The 19,428-nt window shown below is 73.2% G+C and carries 18 protein-coding genes; 10 read left to right on the forward strand and 8 right to left on the reverse strand.

What is annotated here, in order from left to right; all coding sequences use genetic code 11:
- Nucleotides 1-25 precede the first annotated feature (25 nt).
- From AC0B9F_RS13735 to AC0B9F_RS13750, 4 genes are read left to right on the forward strand one after another with little or no spacing between them, the layout of a single operon-like run.
- Nucleotides 26-925: a DMT family transporter gene (locus AC0B9F_RS13735; RefSeq protein ID WP_472002067.1), complete on the forward strand. Its 900-nt coding sequence runs from the start codon at nt 26-28 to the stop codon at nt 923-925.
- Entirely contained in the window at nt 922-1,689 is a 768-nt protein-coding gene (locus AC0B9F_RS13740) for a polysaccharide deacetylase family protein (RefSeq protein ID WP_472002069.1), read from the forward strand. The genes AC0B9F_RS13735 and AC0B9F_RS13740 overlap by 4 nt, the downstream gene beginning before the upstream one ends.
- Nucleotides 1,682-2,488, forward strand: a complete 807-nt coding sequence (locus tag AC0B9F_RS13745; RefSeq protein WP_472002070.1) for an SDR family NAD(P)-dependent oxidoreductase — start codon at nt 1,682-1,684, stop codon at nt 2,486-2,488. The genes AC0B9F_RS13740 and AC0B9F_RS13745 overlap by 8 nt, the downstream gene beginning before the upstream one ends.
- Nucleotides 2,485-2,997, forward strand: a complete 513-nt coding sequence (locus AC0B9F_RS13750) for a hypothetical protein (protein WP_472002072.1) — start codon at nt 2,485-2,487, stop codon at nt 2,995-2,997. The genes AC0B9F_RS13745 and AC0B9F_RS13750 overlap by 4 nt, the downstream gene beginning before the upstream one ends.
- Nucleotides 2,998-3,041: 44 nt before the next feature.
- Here AC0B9F_RS13750 and AC0B9F_RS13755 read toward each other — a convergent pair whose 3' ends face one another.
- Nucleotides 3,042-3,533 carry a hypothetical protein gene (locus AC0B9F_RS13755; RefSeq protein ID WP_472002074.1) on the reverse strand — a complete coding sequence of 164 codons (492 nt, stop codon included), beginning with the start codon at nt 3,531-3,533 and terminating at the stop codon, nt 3,042-3,044.
- Nucleotides 3,530-5,914 (reverse strand): molybdopterin oxidoreductase family protein, encoded by a 2,385-nt coding sequence (locus tag AC0B9F_RS13760; RefSeq protein WP_472002076.1) that lies wholly within the window; start codon nt 5,912-5,914, stop codon nt 3,530-3,532. The genes AC0B9F_RS13755 and AC0B9F_RS13760 overlap by 4 nt, the downstream gene beginning before the upstream one ends.
- Before the next feature lie 187 nt (nt 5,915-6,101).
- Between AC0B9F_RS13760 and AC0B9F_RS13765 the strand changes: the two genes are divergently transcribed.
- The gene (locus tag AC0B9F_RS13765) at nt 6,102-7,241 is read left to right on the forward strand and encodes a SchA/CurD-like domain-containing protein (protein WP_472002078.1); all 1,140 of its coding nucleotides are present in this window, start codon (nt 6,102-6,104) and stop codon (nt 7,239-7,241) included.
- Nucleotides 7,242-7,316: 75 nt separating this feature from the next.
- On the opposite strand, the gene AC0B9F_RS13770 is transcribed toward AC0B9F_RS13765, so the two are convergent.
- From AC0B9F_RS13770 to AC0B9F_RS13785, 4 genes are all read right to left on the reverse strand, one after another.
- Complete coding sequence (locus AC0B9F_RS13770; protein ID WP_472002080.1) at nt 7,317-8,345, reverse strand: methyltransferase; 1,029 nt, start codon at nt 8,343-8,345, stop codon at nt 7,317-7,319.
- 48 nt (nt 8,346-8,393) lie between these two features.
- Nucleotides 8,394-9,452 carry a right-handed parallel beta-helix repeat-containing protein gene (locus AC0B9F_RS13775; protein WP_472002082.1) on the reverse strand — a complete coding sequence of 353 codons (1,059 nt, stop codon included), beginning with the start codon at nt 9,450-9,452 and terminating at the stop codon, nt 8,394-8,396.
- A 324-nt stretch (nt 9,453-9,776) separates the two neighbouring features.
- Nucleotides 9,777-10,862: a C45 family autoproteolytic acyltransferase/hydolase gene (locus AC0B9F_RS13780; protein ID WP_472002084.1), complete on the reverse strand. Its 1,086-nt coding sequence runs from the start codon at nt 10,860-10,862 to the stop codon at nt 9,777-9,779.
- Entirely contained in the window at nt 10,859-12,307 is a 1,449-nt protein-coding gene (locus tag AC0B9F_RS13785) for a purine-cytosine permease family protein (protein ID WP_472002087.1), read from the reverse strand. The genes AC0B9F_RS13780 and AC0B9F_RS13785 overlap by 4 nt, the downstream gene beginning before the upstream one ends.
- A gap of 149 nt (nt 12,308-12,456) precedes the next feature.
- Between AC0B9F_RS13785 and AC0B9F_RS13790 the strand changes: the two genes are divergently transcribed.
- Nucleotides 12,457-13,080: a TetR/AcrR family transcriptional regulator gene (locus AC0B9F_RS13790; RefSeq protein WP_472002089.1), complete on the forward strand. Its 624-nt coding sequence runs from the start codon at nt 12,457-12,459 to the stop codon at nt 13,078-13,080.
- A gap of 144 nt (nt 13,081-13,224) precedes the next feature.
- Nucleotides 13,225-14,847, forward strand: a complete 1,623-nt coding sequence (locus AC0B9F_RS13795) for an amidohydrolase (protein WP_472002091.1) — start codon at nt 13,225-13,227, stop codon at nt 14,845-14,847.
- A 108-nt stretch (nt 14,848-14,955) separates the two neighbouring features.
- Here AC0B9F_RS13795 and AC0B9F_RS13800 read toward each other — a convergent pair whose 3' ends face one another.
- A complete protein-coding gene (locus AC0B9F_RS13800) occupies nt 14,956-15,519 on the reverse strand; it encodes a TetR/AcrR family transcriptional regulator (protein ID WP_472002093.1) in 564 nt (187 codons plus the stop codon).
- A gap of 84 nt (nt 15,520-15,603) precedes the next feature.
- On the opposite strand from AC0B9F_RS13800, the gene AC0B9F_RS13805 reads away from it, so the two are divergent.
- Entirely contained in the window at nt 15,604-16,485 is an 882-nt protein-coding gene (locus AC0B9F_RS13805; protein WP_472002095.1) for an NAD(P)H-binding protein, read from the forward strand.
- A gap of 207 nt (nt 16,486-16,692) precedes the next feature.
- Here the strand turns inward: AC0B9F_RS13805 and AC0B9F_RS13810 are convergent, their stop codons facing one another.
- The gene (locus AC0B9F_RS13810) at nt 16,693-17,379 is read right to left on the reverse strand and encodes a TetR/AcrR family transcriptional regulator (protein WP_472002097.1); all 687 of its coding nucleotides are present in this window, start codon (nt 17,377-17,379) and stop codon (nt 16,693-16,695) included.
- Between the two features lie 102 nt (nt 17,380-17,481).
- Between AC0B9F_RS13810 and AC0B9F_RS13815 the strand changes: the two genes are divergently transcribed.
- A complete protein-coding gene (locus tag AC0B9F_RS13815; RefSeq protein ID WP_472002099.1) occupies nt 17,482-19,068 on the forward strand; it encodes an acyl-CoA mutase large subunit family protein in 1,587 nt (528 codons plus the stop codon).
- 49 nt (nt 19,069-19,117) lie between these two features.
- On the forward strand, nt 19,118-19,428 hold a 311-nt coding region (locus AC0B9F_RS13820; protein ID WP_472002101.1), incomplete at its 3' end, for a carboxyl transferase domain-containing protein.

Below are 19,428 nucleotides of genomic sequence, written 5' to 3' on the forward strand. Positions count from 1 at the left end.
GCACGAGCCGACGGGAGAGCGCCGGGTGACCGCGCTCACCGTCGTCCTCGCGCTGCTCGCGGCGCTGTCCAACGCCTCCGCGTCGGTGTTCCAGCGGCGTGCCGCGGCCGAGGAGCCCGCGGACGGCGTCGGGGCCCGCGGCGCGCTGCGCCTGTTCGCCCACCTGCTGCGCCGGCCGTACTGGCTGGCCGGTTCGCTGCTGCTGGTCGCGTCCACGGTGCTGCAGGCCGCGGCACTGGCCGGGGGCAGTCTGTCGCTGGTGCAGCCGCTGCTGACCGCGGAGCTGTTGTTCACGCTGGCGGTGGGCAGCGTGGTCTTCGGGCACCGGCCCGACCGGCGCACCTGGCTGGCGTTCTCGGCGCTCGCGGCCGGGCTGGCGCTGTTCCTCGGCACGGCCGCGCCGTCGGGGGCGCGCACCACCGCGTCACCGGGGCGGTGGCTGCTGGCCGGGGCGGTGGCCCTCGGCGTGGTGGCGGGGGTGGGGCTGGTGGCCCGGACGGTGACGGGTGCGCCGCGCGCCGCCCTGCTGGGCCTCGCGTCGGCGGTGTCGTTCGCCTGTACGGCCGCCCTGCTGAAGGAGGTCATGGGCCGGCTGCCGCAGGGGGTGGGCGCCGTCCTGGAGCAGTGGCCGCCGTACGCGACGGTGGTCGCCGGGCTGACGGCGTTCCTGCTGTTGCAGGGCGCGCTGCGGGCGGGCACGCTGGCGGCGTCGCAGCCCGCTCTGACCCTGGGCGACGCGCTGACCAGTGTGGCGTTGGGCTGGGCCCTGTTCCAGGAGCACATCGCGCTCGGCGTGCGGATCGTGCCGGAACTGATGGGTGTGACGCTGATCGGCCTGGGAAGTGTGGGGCTGGCACGGGCGCCGTCGGTCTCCGGCGCCTGGGACTCCCCCCGGCAGCCGAACGAGGAGGCTAAGCGCCGTTGAACACCGCCGCTCTCAGCCGTACGGCCGTCCTCGGCGCCGTCGGGCTGGCGCTCACCCACATCGGGCCGGCCGGAACCTGGCTGCCGGGGCCGCGGCGGCGCTGGCTGCCGGGGCTGGCCGGGGTGGGGCGTGCGGGGCACATCGCCCTCACCTTCGACGACGGCCCCGACCCGGTGTCCACTCCCCGCTTCCTGGACGCGCTGGACGAGCTGGAGGTGCGGGCGACGTTCTTCGTGCTGGGCGCGCGGGCGGCCGCCCATCCCGGTGTACTGCGCGAGACCGTCCGCCGCGGCCACGAGGTCGCCGTGCACGGCTGGGCCCACACCCGCCCCTGGCTGCCGGCGCCGGTGCGCGACGCCCGGGACGTGCGGGCCGCGGTCACGGCGGTGCGGGACCTGACGGGATGCCGTCCGCGCTGGTACCGGCCGCCGTACGGCATCCTCACCTCCGGACGCTGGGCGGCCGCCCGCGCCGCCGGGCTGCGGCCGGTGCTGTGGAGCGCCTGGGGCCGGGACTGGACGGCCGACGCGACTCCCGCGTCGGTGCGGGCGACGGTGACGGCGCAGCTGCGCGGCGGGGGCACGATCCTGCTGCACGACTCCGACGTCACCTCGGCCCCCGGCTGCTGGCGCGCCGCGCTCGCCGCGCTCCCGGGCATCGTCGACGGCTGCCGGACGGCGGGCCTGACAGTGGGGCCGCTGGACGAACACGGGGTGGTGGACGGTTGGCGGGGCGGGGCACGGTTACTTGGTCGGCATGACTGACTCACGGCCGCTCGCCCTGGTCACCGGGGCCTCCGGCGGCATCGGATTCGAACTCGCCCGGCAGTTCGCGCTGGCCGGCTTCGATCTGCTGGTGAACGCCGAGGACGACCGGCTGGAGCACGCGGCGCAGCGGCTGCGGGAGACCGGCGTCTCGGTGCGGGCCGTGCGCGCGGATCTGCGCGACCCCGTGGGCGTGGACCGGCTCGTCGCGGCCACGACGGGTCTGGAGGTGGACGTGGCCGCGCTGAACGCCGGGGTGGGGCAGGGCGGCGCCTTCGTGGACACGGACCTCGCCGACGACCAGGCGGTGATCGACCTGAACGTGACGTCGACGGTCCGGCTGGCCAAGCCGCTGCTGCGGCAGATGGTGGCGCGCGGGGTGGGCCGGATGCTGTTCACGTCGTCGATCGCGGCGATGATGCCGGGCTCGTTCCAGCCGGTGTACAACGCCTCGAAGTCGTTCGTGCAGTCCTTCGCCCAGGCCCTGCAGGAGGAGCTGAAGGACACCGGCGTCACCGTCACCTCGTTCATGCCCGGACCGACTGAGACCGGCTTCTTCCGCCGCGCCGGCATGGCGGACACCCGGGTCGGCAGCGCGGAGAAGGACGATCCCGCACAGGTCGCCGAGCAGGCGTTCGAGGCGGTGATGAAGGGCCGCAAGAAGCTGGTCACCGGCTCCCTGAGGACGAAGGCGCAGGGCGTGGCCGACAAGGTCCTGCCCGACGCGGCCAAGGCGGCGGTGCACCGCAGGATGGCCGAGCCGGGACACGGGGACGGCCGCCATGAGGAGGAACGATGAACGACGGATCGCCCGGCGCCGTGGACAGGGGCCTGCTCGGCATCTACCTCAACGACCACCTCGCGGGCGCGACCGCCGGTGTGGAGCGCGTGCGGTACCTGACGCGTGCGCAGCGGGGCACCGCGCTCGGCGCGGCGCTGCGGCCGGTCGCCGCCGAGATCGACCAGGACCGCCGGAGCCTGGTGGAGATCATGCGGGCGGTGGACGTCCCGGTGCGCCGGTACAAGGCGTACGCGGGCTGGCTCGGCGAGAAGGCGGGCCGGCTCAAGACCAACGGCCGCCTGGTGCGCCGCTCCCCGCTGAGCACGCTGCTGGAGCTGGAGTTGCTGCGGCTGGCGGTGGAGGGCAAGACGTCGGGCTGGCAGTCGCTGCGCCGGCTCACGGCCGTGGAGCCGCGCCTGGACGCGGCCCGGCTGGACGAACTGCTGGAGCGCGCCGCCCGCCAGCAGCGCACCCTGGAGGACCTGCGCGCCCAGCAGACCGGAGAGACCTTCACCCGGCCGGGCTGACCCCCCGGCCGGGCTGGGCACCCCCGCCTGCGTGGGACCTGCCCTCAGGTGCTCAGCAGCAGTTGTGGCGACAGCACCTTGATCATCGTGTTAGTCCAGCGCATCTGACGCAGCGTCTGCGGATGGCAGGAGGAGACCACGTCCAGCAGACGCTCGTCACGGGCGGCCTGCGCGGCCTGCGCGAGCATCTCCCAGTGCACGGAGTTGCGGCCGGCGGCCAGGTGCAGATCGCGCAGGTCGTGCAGGAGCAGCAGTCCGGTCTCGGGGCGCCGGCCCAGCGCCTCGGCGGCCTTCTCGCGCAGCATGGCCAGGGCGCCGGGCGTCGGGTGGTCGTGCGGGCCCGGCAGGTCGAGGCCGTAGTGGTGGCCGAGGGCGGCCAGCCGGGTGCTGTGCTCGCGCGACCAGCGGGCGCAGTCGAGGGCGACATGGTGGAACTCGTGGTCCGCGCGGTGCCGTTCGGCGGCGGCCAGCAGGGCCTCCTCCAGATCGCGCTCCCCGTCGTGCAGGGCGCGCAGCGTGACGCTGATGCCGGTCATGTCCTGCTCCCTGCCTCGGTGCGGGCGCGGGCCGCGGTGTCACGGCGGGCGACCAGGGTGACGCGGGCCGCGCCGGTCTTGAACAGCGGTTGCTTGGAGACGGGGTCCCAGTCGGTGATCGTCGTCTCGTTGGCGGCGCGGCCGGGCCCGTCGTCGGGCGGGCGGTGGCCCTGCGGGGTGTCCCAGTAGCCGTAGTGGAACGGCACGAAGACGGTGCCGTCGCGCATGGCGGTGGTGCGCAACCGGGCGCGGATCGCGCCGCGCGGGGTGGTGACCTGGACGAGGTCGCCGTCGGTCAGGCCCTGCCGCGAGGCCTCCTCGGGGCTCATCTCGGCCCATACGTCGGGCGCGGCGGCGTTCAGTTCGGGGGCGCGCCCGGTCTTGGTGCGGGTGTGGAAGTGGTACACGGTGCGCCCGGTGATCAGCATCAGCGGGTGCTCCGGCGAGGTGCCCTCGTGCGGCGGGACATACTCGGCGGCCTTGAGCAGCGCCTTGCCGTCCGGGTTGAGGGAGCGGTACTCGACGGGCTCCATGGTGGCGCCGGTGACCAGGTCCTTGCCGAAGCTCTCGCAGGCCTCGGGGTGCGCGAAGGGGAAGCCGTCCGTGTACAGGCGGGCGGTGCCGTCGGGCGCGTCGGGGGTGCAGGGCCACTGGACGCCTCCGGCGCGCAGCCGTTCGTAGCTGAGGCCGGTGTAGTCGCACAGCCGTCCGGCGCTGCACCGCTGCCACGCCTGGAACGCCGACTCGGGGTCGTGCCAGGTGATCAGCGGGCCGCCGTCCTTGTCGCGGAAGTCCATCCGCCGCGCGTACTCCAGGAAGATGTCCAGGTCGGGGCGGGCCTCGCCGGGCGGTTCGACGGCCTTCTCGGCGAGGTGCACGGTGCGGTCGGCGTTGGTGAGGGTGCCGGTCTTCTCGCCCCAGGTCGCCGCGGGCAGGACCACGTCGGCGAGCTGGGCGGTCTCGGTGAGGAACAGGTCCTGCACGACGACGAACAGCCGCTCCTGGCCGAGGATCGAGCGGATGCGGGCGAGTTCGGGCAGGGAGACGGCGGGGTTGGTGCCGGAGATCCACAGCATGCGGATCGAGCCCTGCTCGGCGTAGCGGAACATCTGCATCGCGTGGGTGGGCGGGCCGTGATGCGGGATCGTCTCGGGCGTGACGTTCCACAGCCGGGCCAGCTCGGCGACGTGCTCGTCGTTCTGCCAGTTGCGGAAGCCCGGCAGGTCGCCGTCGGCGCCGCACTCGCGGGTGTTCTCGGCGCTGGGCTGGCCGTTCATCTGGAGCAGCCCGCAGCCGGGACGGCCGAGCATGCCGCGGATCAGGTGGAGGTTGTTCACCTGGATGGCGGCCGCGGTCGCCTGGTGGGACTGGTAGATGCCCTGCAGGACGGTGGAGGTGAGCCGTTCGGCGCCGCCGAGGATCTCCGCCGCGCCCTGGATGGCGGCCTCCCGTACGTCGCAGATGCCAGCGGCCCAGCGCGGGGTGCACGGCTCGACCATGGCGGCCAGTTCCTCGAAGCCGACGGTGTGGCGCTCGAGGTAGTCGCGGTCGATGCGGCCGGTGCGGATGATCTCGTGCAGCAGTGCGTTGAGCAGGGCGACGTTGGTGCCGGGGCGCGGGGCGAGGTGGATCTCGGCCCGCCGGGCCACAGGCGTGTGGCGTGGGTCGACGCACACCAGCCGGGGCGGCGCGGAGCCCTCCAGGCGGTCCAGGACGCGCGCCCACAGCACGGTCTGCGTCTCGGCCATGTTGTGCCCGAACAGCGCGAGGGTGTCGCAGTGGTCGATGTCCTCGTAGGAGCCGGGCTGCCCGTCGCAGCCGAAGGTCTCCTTCAGCGCCTCCCCGGCGGTGGCGGTGCACAGCCGGGTGTTGCCGTCGAGGTGGCTGGTGCCGATACCGCCCCGGGCCAGCACCGCCAGGGTGTAGTACTCCTCCAGGAACAGCTGGCCCGTGGTGTAGAAGCCGATCGAACCGGGCCCCTTGCCGTCGAGCAGCTCCTTGCTGCGGCCCACGACGCGCTCCATCGCGGTGTCCCAGCCGGTCTCGACGAGCCGCCCGCCCTGGCGCACCAGGGGCCGGGTGAGGCGGTCCGGGGAGTTGTTGGCCTGCCAGCCGTACAGGTCCTTGGGGCCGAGGCGGCCGTGGTTGACCCGGTCGCCGGGCCGGCCCCGGACACCGACGATCCGGCCCTGTGCCACGGCGATGTCCATGGCGTCCCCGTTGGAGTGCAGCACCGAGGCCGCGGGGACCCAGCGTTCCACCTGGTCCTCGGTGACCCCGTCGGCCAGATGCTGGTCGGTGCGCTGCGGCCAGGGGCTGCCGGGCGCGTACGGGGTCCTGGCCCCCCAGAGGTCCTGGACACGGTCTGCGGGTCGGGACACGGCACACCTCCACGTGCGGGCGGTACGGGCGGTGAGTACCCTCGGGGCCTTTCTCCTCACCTCCCGGGCCGGCGCCCTCCCCGCACTCACCCGCGTGGTCCGCACGAGTCGCGGCGGTGGCGGGAGCGGCCCAGGATCGGACCAGCTTCCCCGTGTTCCGCTGTCCCGCGAAGGAGACGTGCGCAGGATGACCACCACCTCAGAACGACCGCCGGCGCGGCAGGCGTCGCAGAGGGTCTCCCAGTCCGTGTTCGACGGCTCCAGGCTGCGGGTCGTCCTGCTGGTGGACGTCAACGACGGCGCCCAGCAGCAGTTCCTGGACGCCTACGAGCAGCTGTGCAGCCATGTCGCGTCCGTGCCGGGGCATGTCAGCGAGCAGCTGTGCCAGTCGATCGAGAACCCCTCCCAGTGGCTCATCACGAGCGAGTGGGAGAGCGCCCCGCCGTTCCTCGCCTGGGTCAACAGCGAGGAGCATGTGCGCATGGTGCGGCCGCTGCACGGCTGCGTCCGGGACACCCGCTCGCTGCGCTTCCACGTCGTGCGCGAGACCGGGTCCGGACCCGCCCCCGCGGCCGCCCCCACGGCTCAGTTGCAGGCCTCGCCGCGGATCGGCGACGGCGTCATCCGGCACGCGCTGACCTTCACGGTCAAGCCGGGCACCGAGGAGGTCGTCGCCAAGATCCTCGCCGACTACGCCTCTCCGGAGCCGCGCGTCGACGACACCACCCGGCTGTGCCGCACGTCCCTGTTCATGCACGGCAACCGGGTCGTGCGGGCCATCGAGGTGCGCGGCGACCTGCTCGCGGCGCTGCGTCACGTGGCGCGCCAGCCGCAGGTGAGGGCCGTTGAGGAGGCCATCAACCCGCATCTGGAGCAGGACCGTGACCTCGACGACCCGGACTCCGCGCGGGTGTTCTTCACCCGCGCCGGGCTGCCGGCCGTCCACCACGTCACAACGGACCAGGGGCTTCGGGAGGCGGAGGGCGAGCGGCACGCGCTGTACTACCCGGCCCGGCCCGGCGAGGGCATGCGGCTGGCGCAGCTGCTCGCGCAGCGGGACGAATCGGCGGCGGAGGACCCGAAGAGCCCGGTCCTGCGCAGCACGATCTTCCAGCGCGACGAGATCGTGGTACGGCTGCTCGACGTGCGCGGCGGTCTGGACGCCGACCCGGCCCGGGTCCTCGGCCTCACCGACGCCCGGCAGGTCGCTGATCTGACGACGCTGCTGGACGGCGAGGGCGCCGTGGCCGGCGGCGTGGACCTGGGGCACGTGGTGGCGCTGGCCCGGATGGAGCCGATCACGGACCGCCGCTCACCGCAGGAGTGACGTGCCCCAGCGCAGGACGACGGAGGCGGGACCCGAGCGGTCCCGCCTCCGTCGTCGTTGCGGGTGGCCGGCCGGTCAGCCGGCCACGGTGCAGTCGAAGGCGTGCAGATAGGGGTTGACGGGGCTGATGTCGTCGATGACGAGCCCTGCGGCCGTCAGCCGGCGCACCATGCTGTCGGTGGTGTGCTTGGCGCCGCCGACGTTCATCAGCAGCAGCAGGTCCATGGCGGTGCTGAACCGCATCGACGGGGTGTCGTCGACGAGGTTCTCGATCACCACGACCCGGGTGCCCGGGCCGCCCGCCTCGACGACGTTGCGCAGGCACCGCGCGGTGCTCTCGTCGTCCCACTCGAGGATGTTCTTGATGATGTAGACGTCGGCCTTCACCGGGATGGCGACCCGGCAGTCGCCGGCGACGATGTCCACCCGGCCGGCGAGGGCGCCGCCCTCGCGCAGCCGCGGGTCTGCGTTCTCCACCACGCCCGGCAGGTCGAGCAGGGTGCCCCGCATCGCCGGGTACTTCTCCAGGAAGCCGGCGACCACGTGTCCCTGGCCGCCGCCGATGTCGGCCACCGACGCGCTCCCCGACAAATCGAGGAGGCGCGTGACGTCCTGCGCCGACTGGCGGCTGGAGGTCGTCATGGCCTGGTTGAAGACGGCCGCCGACTCCGGGGCGTCCTCGTGGAGATAGGTGAAGAACTCCTTGCCGTACAGCTCCTCGACGACGTTGCGGCCGGTGCGCACGGCCTCGTCGAGGCGGGGCCAGGCGTCCCAGGTCCACGGCTCGGTGCACCACAGGGTGATGGCCCGCAGGCTGTGCGGGTCGTCCTCGCGCAGCAGCCGGGACATCTCGGTGTGCGCGAAGGTGCCGTCCGCCTGCTCGGCGAAGACGCCGTAGCAGGACAGGGCCCGCAGCAGGCGCCGCAGCGGCTTGGGCTCGGTCTTCACGGCGGCCGCGAGGTCCTCCACGGCCGTCGGGGTCTCCCCCAGCGCGTCGGCGACGCCCAGCCGGGCGGCCGCGCGGAGGGCGGCGGCGCACGCCGCCCCGAACACGAGCTCCCTCAGCCGCATGGGCGGCGGTGGGGCGGTCTGTGCGGTCGTCATGCGCCGCCTTCCTTCCTGTCCGGATTCACCGGGCGTCGCGTCCTGGGATCAGCACAGGCCCGCGGGCCGGGAGGCCGCGCACGTGTTGCCCGTGAAGGTGTTGTTCTTTGCGGTGTCGGCGTTGACCAGGTCGGCCGGGGCGTTGCCCGACAGCTTGTTGTCCCGGATCGTGTTCCGCTCGCTGGTGGCGCCCACCATGCTCTTGAACAGCACGATGCCGCCGGACAGCGGCGAGGCGCCCGAGTTGCCCGTGACCTCGTTGCCGGTCACCAGCACCTTCTCGGCGCCGGTCAGCACGATGCCGGAGCCCTGGAGTGCGGGCAGCCGTGCGGTCTTGGCGCAGGACTTGTTGTTCTGGGCGATGCGGTTGTCGGCCACCGTCATGTCGCCGGCCTTGGGCTTGTTCTCGTCGCCGACGACGAAGACACCCGCGCAGTTGCCGCTGATGCCGTTGTGCGCGACGGTCAGGTTGCGCAGCCGGCGCACGGTGACGCCGATCCGGTTGCCCTCGAGCCGGTTGTACTCGACGACCGTGCCCTGGGTGTTCGTCGCGCCCGCCTCGGCGGTGATGGTGTTGGCGAGGAACAGGCCGGCGTCGCCGTTGTCCCGGGCGGTGTTGCGCACGAACACGCCGCGCACCGAGCGTTCCTGGGCGATGCCCCAGACGCCGTTCTTCACCGCGCTCACCCGGCGTACCGTCAGCCCGTCGGTGGCCATGGCGAACACGCCGCTCTTGGGGAAGCCGGTGACGGTGAGGGAGGCGACGGTGACGCCCTTGAGGTTGTGGTTCTTGTTGCCGATGACGCAGATGCCGTTGCCGTTGGCGGCGCAGCTGGTCGTGGCCTTCTTGGTGGCCGGCTTGATCACTGTGTCGCGGCCCATGCCGCGCAGGGTGAGGTCGGCCGTGCGCACCGTGACGCTCTCGTGGTAGGTGCCGGGGGTGACGAGCACGGTGTCACCGGCACGCGCGGCGTCGACGGCCTTCTGGATGGACTGCCCGGGGTGCACCACGTGCGTGTGGGGCTGGGGCGCGGACGGGGCCGCGCCGATTCCGGCTCCGGCGAGCACAGCGGTGCATGCCAGGTAGGAGAAGTGGCGTTTCATCATATGTGGCACGGTATGACCGACTTGGGCGCTCGGCCGGTCGTTCGTCCGTCCGGCGGCGTGTCTCGCCGCGCCGCCCACGCCGTGGCAGGCCCGCACCGCCGCCCTTCCGGTGCCGTGTCTCACCGCGCCGCCCTCCCGGCGCCGGGTCCCGCGACACCGGGCGTCCGTACCCGTCTCGCCCCGCTCCCACCTCCGTGCCCGTCTCGCCCCGCTCCCGCGTCCGTGCCCGTCTCGCACCCCTTCGCACCCGTGCCCGTCTCGCACCGCCCCCGCCCCGTGCCCGTCTCGCACCGCCCCCGTCCCGTGCCGACGGGGGCGGCCTGCTCAGCGGGCCGTCGCGGTGACCGACGTCCAGGTGGCGGGCCCCGCGGTGCACGGTCCGCCCTTGTGCACGCTCAGCCGCCGTTCGGCGACGTCGAGCGCGACCGTGGCGAGCGTCGCCCAGCGGGTGCCCAGCTCCCCGCCGTCCGGGGCGTGGCAGCACACCTGGGCGCCGTCGTCGTCGCCGTGCACGGTGAGCAGCTCGGCCAGCTCGCCGGGGCCCGCGGGGGCCGCTCGGCCGAGCACGCGCCGGCTGAGGACGCGGTGGCGGTCGTACGTCTCCGGCTCCCGTCGGCCGCGCAGTTCACCGGCGGCGAGGCCGGGCGCGAGGAAGTGGTTGGTGCGCACCAGCCATCCCTGCGCGTCGGGGCCGACGACGGCACTGCCGGCCGGGCTCAGCTCGACCGACGCCGCCCGGCCGGCGGTCACCACGGTGAGGACGGTGGACGCGGAGACGGGCGCGTCCGCGAGCAGGGCGAGGGCCTGCTCGAAGGAGCCCGCCTCCCCCAGCACCCGCCGGGCGACCAGGTGGACGGGCACCCCGCCCACGCCGTCGCCGTGGTGGCCGAGGATGTTGAAGAGCACGCCGACCCCGGCGTCGTTGACGCCGATCTTGGCGAGGATGCCGTGCTCGGTGATGCCGGCGAAGCTGCGCGCGCCGCCGGTGACGGTCTGGACGTGCCAGGCGTCGGCCAGCTCCTCGTGCCAGTCCCAGCACTGGCCGCCGGTGGTGGGCGTGCCGGTGCGGACGACCGTGGAGCACTCGCCGGTGCGCGGGGCGCCGGCCTCGGCGAGGATCTCGGTGCGCGCGTTGAGCGCGGCGACGGTCCACAAGGGCACCTCGGCGCCCTCGGCGACGCCTTCCATCTCCTCGACGAGGCCGGGCGCCCAGGCCCGGGTCGCCTCGGTCGAGCGTGCGGCGAGTTCGGGGACGTCGATCGGCCGCCGGTGCTGTGCGGCGAGGGTGGTGAAGAGCCGGTCGTAGACGGCCCAGGAGCGGGCGATCCCGGCGCGCGCCAGACGTCCGCGCCGGTATCCGCGCTGCTTCGGGGTGTCCCCGGTGATGGTCAGGGTGCCGGGGTGGTTCATGCCGCCTCCCGGGCCGCGCGCACGCCGGCGGAGCGGCGCATGGTGAGTCCGTACACGACGGCGGCGACGAGCATGCCGGCCGGCAGGGACAGGTCGATGCCGCCGAGGGCGCCGGCCACGGGGCCGGTGTAGAGGGTGTCGACGCACACGGCCCCGGCGGTGACGCCGGCGGCGAGGGCGCCGGCCCCGGCCCAGTTGACGCCGCCCCGGTACCAGAAGGGGCTGGCGGGGGTCTCGTCCATGAGGGCGAGTCCGTCGTAGCGGTTGCGGCGCAGGACGACGTCGGTGGCGTAGACGGCCATGCTGGGGCCGAGCAGGATGACGGTCAGCTGCAGGACCTGGCTGACGGTGTCGAGGAAGTCGGAGACCAGCAGCGCGTACAGGGTGAGGGCGACGGCGGCGGTGCCGTCGAACAGGACGCTGATGGTCCGCCGGATGCGCAGGCCGACCGCCTGCAGGGCGAGGCCGGCGCTGTAGCCGGTCAGCGCGTTGATGGCGATGGTGCCGAGGACCAGCGCGCACAGGAAGACCGGCGTGAACCAGCCGGGCAGGACCTTCTCCAGGCCGCGCTGCGGGTCGGTCATGTCGACGGCGGTCGCGGCGAACGCGCCGAGCGAGCACACCAGGACGCTGGGCAGGAAGCCGCCGAGGGCGGTCCAGCCGGCGACGGCGCGGGCCGAGGTGGCGCGGGGCAGGTAGCGGGAGAAGTCGGCGCTGGTCGTGTACGACAGCGGGCCCGAGGCGATGATCGTGACACCGCCGATGAGGGTGGCCCACAGGGCGGTGCCGGTCAGGGGCTGCGCCGGCGCGTACGAGAAGTCGGTGTGCCGGAGCACGCCGACGGCCACGACGGCGAAGACGGCGCTGAGCGCCAGGGTGATCGGCAGGTACACGCGCAGGATGAAGGCGTGACCGTAGATGCTGATCGCGAGGGTGAGCGCGGCGATGACGATCACGGTGACGATCTTCAGCGGGGTGCTCGCGGTGATGCCGGCCTTCTCGATGAGGGCGAAGGCGGCCACGGCGGCGGAGGACAGGTTCAGGGCGAAGTAGCAGACCGAGATCATCCAGCCGGTGACGGCGTTGTTGACGCGGTTGCCGAGGACGCCGAACAGGGCGCGGGTGATGACCTCGCTGGGGGCGCCGGCGGCCGGTCCGGACACCGCGAGCAGGCCGGTGAGGGTCCAGAACAGGTTGCCCACGACGATCACGGCCAGGGCCTGCCACAGGGTCAGGCCCATCAGGACCAGGGCGCCGCCGACCAGCAGGGACAGGTAGTTGACGTTGGCCGCGGCCCACACCGGAAACAGCTCGCGCGGGCGGCCGTGGCGTTCGCTGTCGGGGATGTGGTCGACGCCGTGCGCCTCGACGCGGCCGGCGGACGGGGCCGGGTCGTCGGGACAGTCGGCGGTGTCCGTGGACGGTTTTGGAGTCAGTGAGGCCATCAGGTCACTCCACGTGCCGGGTGCGGGGCCCGCTGAGGCGGGCCGGGAGCGGGCCCGCTTCCAGGATGCGGGATCCGCTGGGAAGGTGCGGCGGCCTGCGTGTCGGCCATCGCTTGCTTATTGGTCGCACACTCAATAGCATCCGGGGTATGCCGTCAAGCGTTCAGCGCAAACGAGTTCGCAAGGACCCCGCCGCCCGGCGCGCGGAGATCGTCACGGCGGCCGCCGAGGTCGCCCTGACCGAGGGCCTGGAGGCCATCACGCTGCGCCGGATCGCCGAGGAACTCGACGTCCGGCCGGGCCTGATCAGCCACTACTTCCCGGCGGTCGAGGACCTGGTCGCGGAGGCGTTCGCCGGCGCCGCGACCGGCGAACTGGACGCCCTGCTGCCCGACGGGCCGCAGGGCGGCACCCCCACCGAGCGGCTGGCGCTCTTCCTCTCCCGCACCAGGGGCGAGGCCTACGACGCGATCAGCCGCCTGTGGATCAACGCCCGGCACCTCAGCCGCTACCGCCCTCCGCTGCGCGACCGGGTCGCCGTGCAGGAGGACGCCTGGCGCGAACGGCTGGCCGGGCTGATCCGGCAGGGCATGGAAGCGCAGGAGTTCCGCACCGAGGACCCGGTGGTCGCCGCCATCCACATCCTGGTCGTGCTCGACGGCCTGGGCGCCCACGCCAACACCGACACCTCGGACCGGCCCGCCGCGATCGTGCGCCTGGCCGCCACCACCGCGGAGCGCGAACTGGGCCTGGCCCACGGCTCGTTGAGCTGACGGCCGGACCCGGCCGGCGCCTCGACGCGCCGTGCACCCGGTCCGCCCCACGGCGCGCCGAGCCGAACCGGCCGGACCGCACCCCATCCCCCGTCCGCCTCCCCCCGGGGGCGGTCCCTGCCCGTCGTACTCCCTGGAGCCGCTGTGCGCACGTCCCTCGTCCTGCTCTCCGGTCGCCTGCTCGACCCGGTCACCGGCGGCTTCCTGCCGCAGACCGCGCTCGCCGCGGCCGATGGGCGCATCACCGCTCTGGGCGACGACCGGGAGATCCGCGCCCTCGCGGACTCCGCCACCACGGTGATCGACCTCAGGGGCGCCGTGGTCACGCCCGGCCTCACCGACGGCCATCTGCACCCGGTCTCCGGCGCCGAACTCACCCACGGCCTGGACCTGTCCGGCTGCACGAACCTCACCGAGGTCCGCGAGGCCCTCGCCCGCGAGGCAGCCGGCCTCGCGCCCGGCGCCTGGCTGCACGCCTGGGGCCTGGACCCCAATGCCTTCGGCGACCGTCCCCTCGAGGCCGCCGCCCTCGACCCCGTCCTCGACGGCGTACCGGCCCTGCTGCTGCTCTTCGACGCGCACTCCGCGCTGGCCAGCCGGCGGGCGCTGGAGCTCGCGGGTGTCGACGGGCCGCGCACCTTCGACCAGGCCTCGGAGGTCGTCTGCGACGCCGCGGGCCGCCCCACCGGCCTGCTGCTGGAGGACGCCGCCTGCGAACTCGTGGAGCGCGCCGCCCCGCAGCCCACCCGCGAGGAGCGCCGCGCCCGTCTCGCGGCCGCCCTGCGCGGCATGGCCGCGGCGGGCCTGACCGGCGGCCACGCCATGGACGCGAACGGCGACAGCCTCGCCCTGTACCGGGAACTGGACGACGCCGGGGAGCTGCCGCTGCGGCTGCGGGTGGCGCCCTGGTGCCAGCCGGGCACCGGCGCCGACGGAGTGCGCGCGCTGATCGAGCAGCAGGGCACGGGCGGCCGGCTGTGGCGGGTCGACGGCGTGAAGATCTTCATGGACGGCACCATCGACAACGGCACCGCCTGGCTGGAACAGCCCGACTGCCACGGCGAGTCCACGCACGCGTTCTGGCCGGACCCCGAGGTCTACACCCGCGTCGTCGGCGAACTGCACCGCGCCGGGGCGCCCACCGCCACCCACGCCATCGGCGACGCCGCCGTCCGGCACGTCCTCGACGCCGTGGCCAAGGCCCGCACCGCCTCGGACACCGCGGTACGGCACCGGATCGAGCACATCGAGACGGTCCCGGACGACACCGTGCGCCGCTTCGCCGAGCTGGGCGTCATCGCCTCCATGCAGCCCACCCACTGCTGCGACTTCACCCGTGCCGACCACACCGACAACTGGTCGCGCCGGCTGGGTGAGGAACGCGCCGCCCGCGCCTGGCGCTGCCGGGACCTGTGGGACGCCGGCGCGCGGGTCGTCCTCGGTTCCGACTGGCCCATCGCCCCCTATCCCCCGCTGACCGTGATGTCCGGCGCCCGCCACCGCCGCCCCACCCGCGACCTGACCCGGCCGCCGCACGGCCCGGAGCAGGCGCTCACCGCCCTGGAGGCGCTCCAGGCGATGACGGTCAACGCCGCCTACGCGGCCGGCGAGGAGGACCGCGCGGGCCGGCTCAGCGTGGGCCACCGCGCCGACCTGACGGTCTTCGCCGACGACCCGCTCACCACGGCCGCCACGGACCTGCCGGAGCTGCCGGTCGTTCTCACGGTGCTGGACGGCCGCCCGACGCACCGGAGCACACGGCTCTGAGCGGGGTCTTCACGTACATCACCTGGGCGCCGCACGTCATCACCTCGGCGCCTCAGGCCCTCACCTCGGCGCCTCACGTCATCCGGCCCGGGAGGACGGAACGGCGCCTCAGCGGCCGGCGGTTCGGATGCCTTCGAGCTGGAGGGCCAGGTACCGGCGCCAGTCTCCGATGCCTGTCATGTTCGCCATTGCGCCGCGGGTGATGAGGACGAAGTCGGAGGCGGTGAAGTCGGCCCGCAGGTGGCCGGCGTCGACGGCGCGCCGCACGATGCGGCCGACGATCGTCGCGAACGCGGTCTTCTCGGCGGCGATGGCGTCCCAGCTCGGCTCCCGCGGGCCGAGCAGGGCGAAGCGGAACGCCGCGTCGGGCTGCGCGGATTCCAGGTAGCCGTACAGCAGCGTCTCGAACGCCGTCCACGGGTCCGCGATCTGCTCGGCGCTCCGGGCGAGACTGGTCATCGCCTCGAAACGGCGGCCGATGATCGCGGCCCGCAAGGCCTGCTTGTCGGCGAAGTGCCGGTAGAGGGTGCCGACGCCCAGACCGGCCCGCTCGGCGATCTCGTCCATCTGTACGTTCTCGCCCCGCCGGGCGAACAGTTCACCGGCCGCGTCGAGGATGGTCTCGCGATTGCGCCGGGCGTCGGCACGCAGCGAGGTTTCCCGGGTGGTCATGGCTCTCGATGGTAGTTGACGGCATGAACAGCCCCGCCCTAGGCTCGGAACCGGAGTTCAGGTTCATGTTACCGAGGGGGCATCATGATCGTCGTCACCACGCCGACCGGACAGATCGGCAGCCGACTCGTGCGACGGCTGCTCGACGAGGGCAAGGAGGTCCGGGTCATCGTCCGCGACGCCGCGCGCCTGGACCAGGCCGTGCGCGAGCAGGCCGAGGTCGTCGAGGGCTCCCACGACGATCCGGCCGTGCTCGACAAGGCGCTGCCGGGAGCCGACGCCCTGTTCTGGCTGGTTCCTCCGAACCCGGCCGCGCCGAGCACGATGGAGCACTACCTGTCCTTCGCCCGGGCCGGCGCGGCGGCCGTGACCCGCCACCAGGTCGGTCACCTCGTCGGCGTGAGCAGTGCCGGTCACGGCTGGACGAGGCCGGCCGGCGTGCTGTCCGCGGCCTTCGCCATGGACGCGCACCTGGCCGCATCCGGTGCGGCCTACCGCGCACTGGCCCTGCCCTTCTACATGGAGAACCTGCTCGGCCAGCTCGACGCGATCCGCCGGCATCACGCGTTCTCCCTGACCTGCGCCGGCGACCGGCCACTGGCCACGATCGCGACCCGCGACATCGCCGAGGCCGCCGCCGGACTGCTGACCGACCTGTCCTGGGCCGGACAGGCCGACCTGCCCCTGTTCGGACCGGACCGCCTCACGCCCGAGGGCATGGCCGAGGTGATCGGCGAAGAACTCGACATGCCCGTCGCCTACCGCCGCATCAGCATGGACGAGTACGCCGCGACGCTGCGTTCCCGCGGAGCCGGCGAGCGGATGGTGCAGGACCTCACCGAGATGTTCGCCGCCCAGGACGGCGGAATCTACGACGCGGACTGGGCCACCGCGACGATCGCCGCCACCGGTTTCCGGACCTGGTGCCGGCAGGTGCTCAAGCCCGCTCTGCACGGCATGTCATAGGCACAGCGCCCCAGCCGGCCGCCGCCGTGGCCGCCGTGCGCCCCTGTCCGCACGGCCGGCCCGCCGATCGCCCCTCGACGTCAGGACAACGGTGCCGGAACCGGGCGTGCGCGATGAGGCAACAGCCGCTGCCCTGACATCCCTACATCCCTACATCCCTGCCACCATGGCGCCCGCCCCTCTCCGGCCCCCACCGTGCCGGTCCCCTCAGCCCACCGGCCCGCCCTCGACCAGCCGGCGCAGTGCCGGAAGCAGCGCGTCGAGGTCCTGCCCGCTGCGGAAGGCGACGACCGTCGTACCGCCTTCCGGGGCGCCCTCGTCCGCCCCGGGTGCCGGGAACAGCGCGAGCACCTCGCCCATCGCCTCGTCGATCTCCGCGACGGGGTCGGCGGACTCACCGCGCAGCCAGCGGCGCAGCACGTGGTTGTGGGCCGCGACGACGGCCGCCGCCATCAGTTCCGCGCGCAGTGACGCTGCCGTCGTGGGGTCGCCCATCCAGTCCGCGATGAACTCGCGGAACAGCCGCTGGTAGCGCGCCACACTGGCGATCTCCCGGTCCCGCAGCGCGGAGACCTTGCTGGTCAGGGCGTACCGCCGACGCGCGAGGTCCCCTTCCTCGATGTAGTGCAGCAGCACCAGCCGCACGGCGTCCGACACGGCGACGAGCGCCGTGCGGTGGCTGGAGGTGGCCAGCCGCTCCCGGATCAGGTCGAGCAGCCGGTCGTGGTCGGGGAAGATCACCGCTTCCTTCGACCGGTAGTGCCGGAAGAACGTCGTCCGCCCCAGTCCGGCCCGTTCGGCGATGTCGTCGACAGTGGTCTGCTCGTATCCGCGCTCGTCGAAGAGGGCGAAGGCGGCGTCCGCGAGTCGGATCCGCGCGGGTGGCTTGCTCATGACCCCACATCCTCTCCCGTTCCGATGGCCGGATGGCTCTTGCCCCCGCCAACGGTACTGAGTACCGTTAAATGTATATCGAGTACCAGAGGAGGTTCCGGCGTGGATTCCGTTGCACACAGCGAGTCCGGTCTGCCGATCCGGCCCGTCTACGACGGACCGGCCCTGTCGGAGGCCGACGCGGACGCCAGGCTGGGCGCGCCGGGCCGGTTCCCGTTCACCCGGGGCGTGTATCCGACGATGTACACGGGCCGCCCGTGGACGATGCGGCAGTACGCCGGCTTCGGCACCGCGAAGGAGTCCAACGAGCGCTACCACGAACTGGTGGCCGCCGGCACGGGCGGCCTGAGCGTGGCCTTCGACCTGCCGACCCAGATGGGTTACGACTCCGACGAGGCGATCGCCCGCGGCGAGGTCGGCAAGGTCGGCGTGGCGATCGACTCCATCGACGACATGCGCACGCTCTTCCAGGGCCTGCCGCTGGGCAAGGTCTCGACGTCCATGACGATCAACGCCCCCGCCTCCACGCTGCTCCTGCTGTACCAGCTCGTCGCGGCCGAACAGGGCGTGTCCGGCGACCAGTTGACGGGGACGATCCAGAACGACGTGCTCAAGGAGTACATCGCCCGCGGCACCTACATCTTCCCGCCGAAGCAGTCCCTGCGGCTGATCAGCGACATCTTCGGCTACTGCCACAAGGAACTGCCGCGCTGGAACACCATCTCCATCTCCGGCTACCACATGGCCGAGGCCGGGGCGACGCCCGTGCAGGAGATCGCCTTCACCCTGGCCAACGCCAAGGAATACGTGCGCGCCGCCCTCGCGGCCGGCCTGGACGTGGACGACTTCGCACCACGCCTGTCGTTCTTCTTCGTCGCACGGACCACGCTGCTGGAGGAGATCGCGAAGTTCCGCGCCGCCCGCCGCATCTGGGCGCGGATCATGCGGGACGAGTTCGGCGCGAAGAACCCCAAGTCGCAGATGCTGCGCTTCCACACCCAGACCGCCGGGGTGCAGCTCACCGCCCAGCAGCCCGAGGTCAACCTGGTCCGGGTCGCCCTCCAGGGCCTCGGCGCGGTCCTCGGCGGCACCCAGTCCCTGCACACCAACTCCTACGACGAGGCCATCGCCCTGCCCACGCAGAAGGCGGCCCGTCTCGCCCTGCGCACGCAGCAGGTCATCGCCTATGAGACCGACGTGACCAAGACCGTCGACCCCTTCGCCGGGTCCTACGTCGTGGAGTCCATGACCGACGACATCGAGGCGGCCGCCCTGGAGCTGATCCAGGCCGTGGAGGACCGCGGCGGTGCGGTCGCCGCGATCGAGCAGGGCTTCCAGAAGTCCGAGATCGAGAAGTCCGCGTACCGCATCGCGCTGGAGATCGACCACCAGGAGCGCACCGTCGTCGGGGTCAACAAGTACGTCCTCGACGAGGAGGAGCCCTACGAGCCGCTCCGGGTCGATCCGCAGATCGAGACCGACCAGTGCGAACGCCTCGCCGTGCTGCGCGCGGAGCGCGACAAGGACGCCGTCGAGCGGGCCCTCGACGATCTGCGGGCCGCGGCGCGGGGCACGGACAACGTGCTGCCCCCGATGCGCGAGGCGCTGCGGCAGCGCGCGACCGTCGGCGAGGTGTCCCACGCCCTGCGCGACGTGTGGGGCGTGCACGTCCCGCACGACACCTTCTGACCGGCGAATTCCGACCGGCGAAGTCCCGGTGGAGCGAGAGAAAGTCCTGGTGGAGCGAGAAGTGAACGACATCGACATCCGTACGACCGCGGGCAAGCTCGCGGATCTGCAGCGCCGTATCGAGGAAGCGACGCACGCCGGCTCCGAACGCGCCGTCGAAAAGCAGCACGCCAAAGGCAAACTGACGGCCCGTGAGCGCATCGACCTGCTCCTGGACGAGCACTCCTTCGTCGAGCTGGACGAATTCGCCCGCCACCGCTCGACGAACTTCGGCCTGGCGACCAACCGCCCCTACGGCGACGGCGTCGTCACCGGCTACGGAACCGTCGACGGCCGCCCCGTCGCCGTCTTCTCCCAGGA

This window comes from Streptomyces sp. NPDC097129, assembly GCF_055668065.1.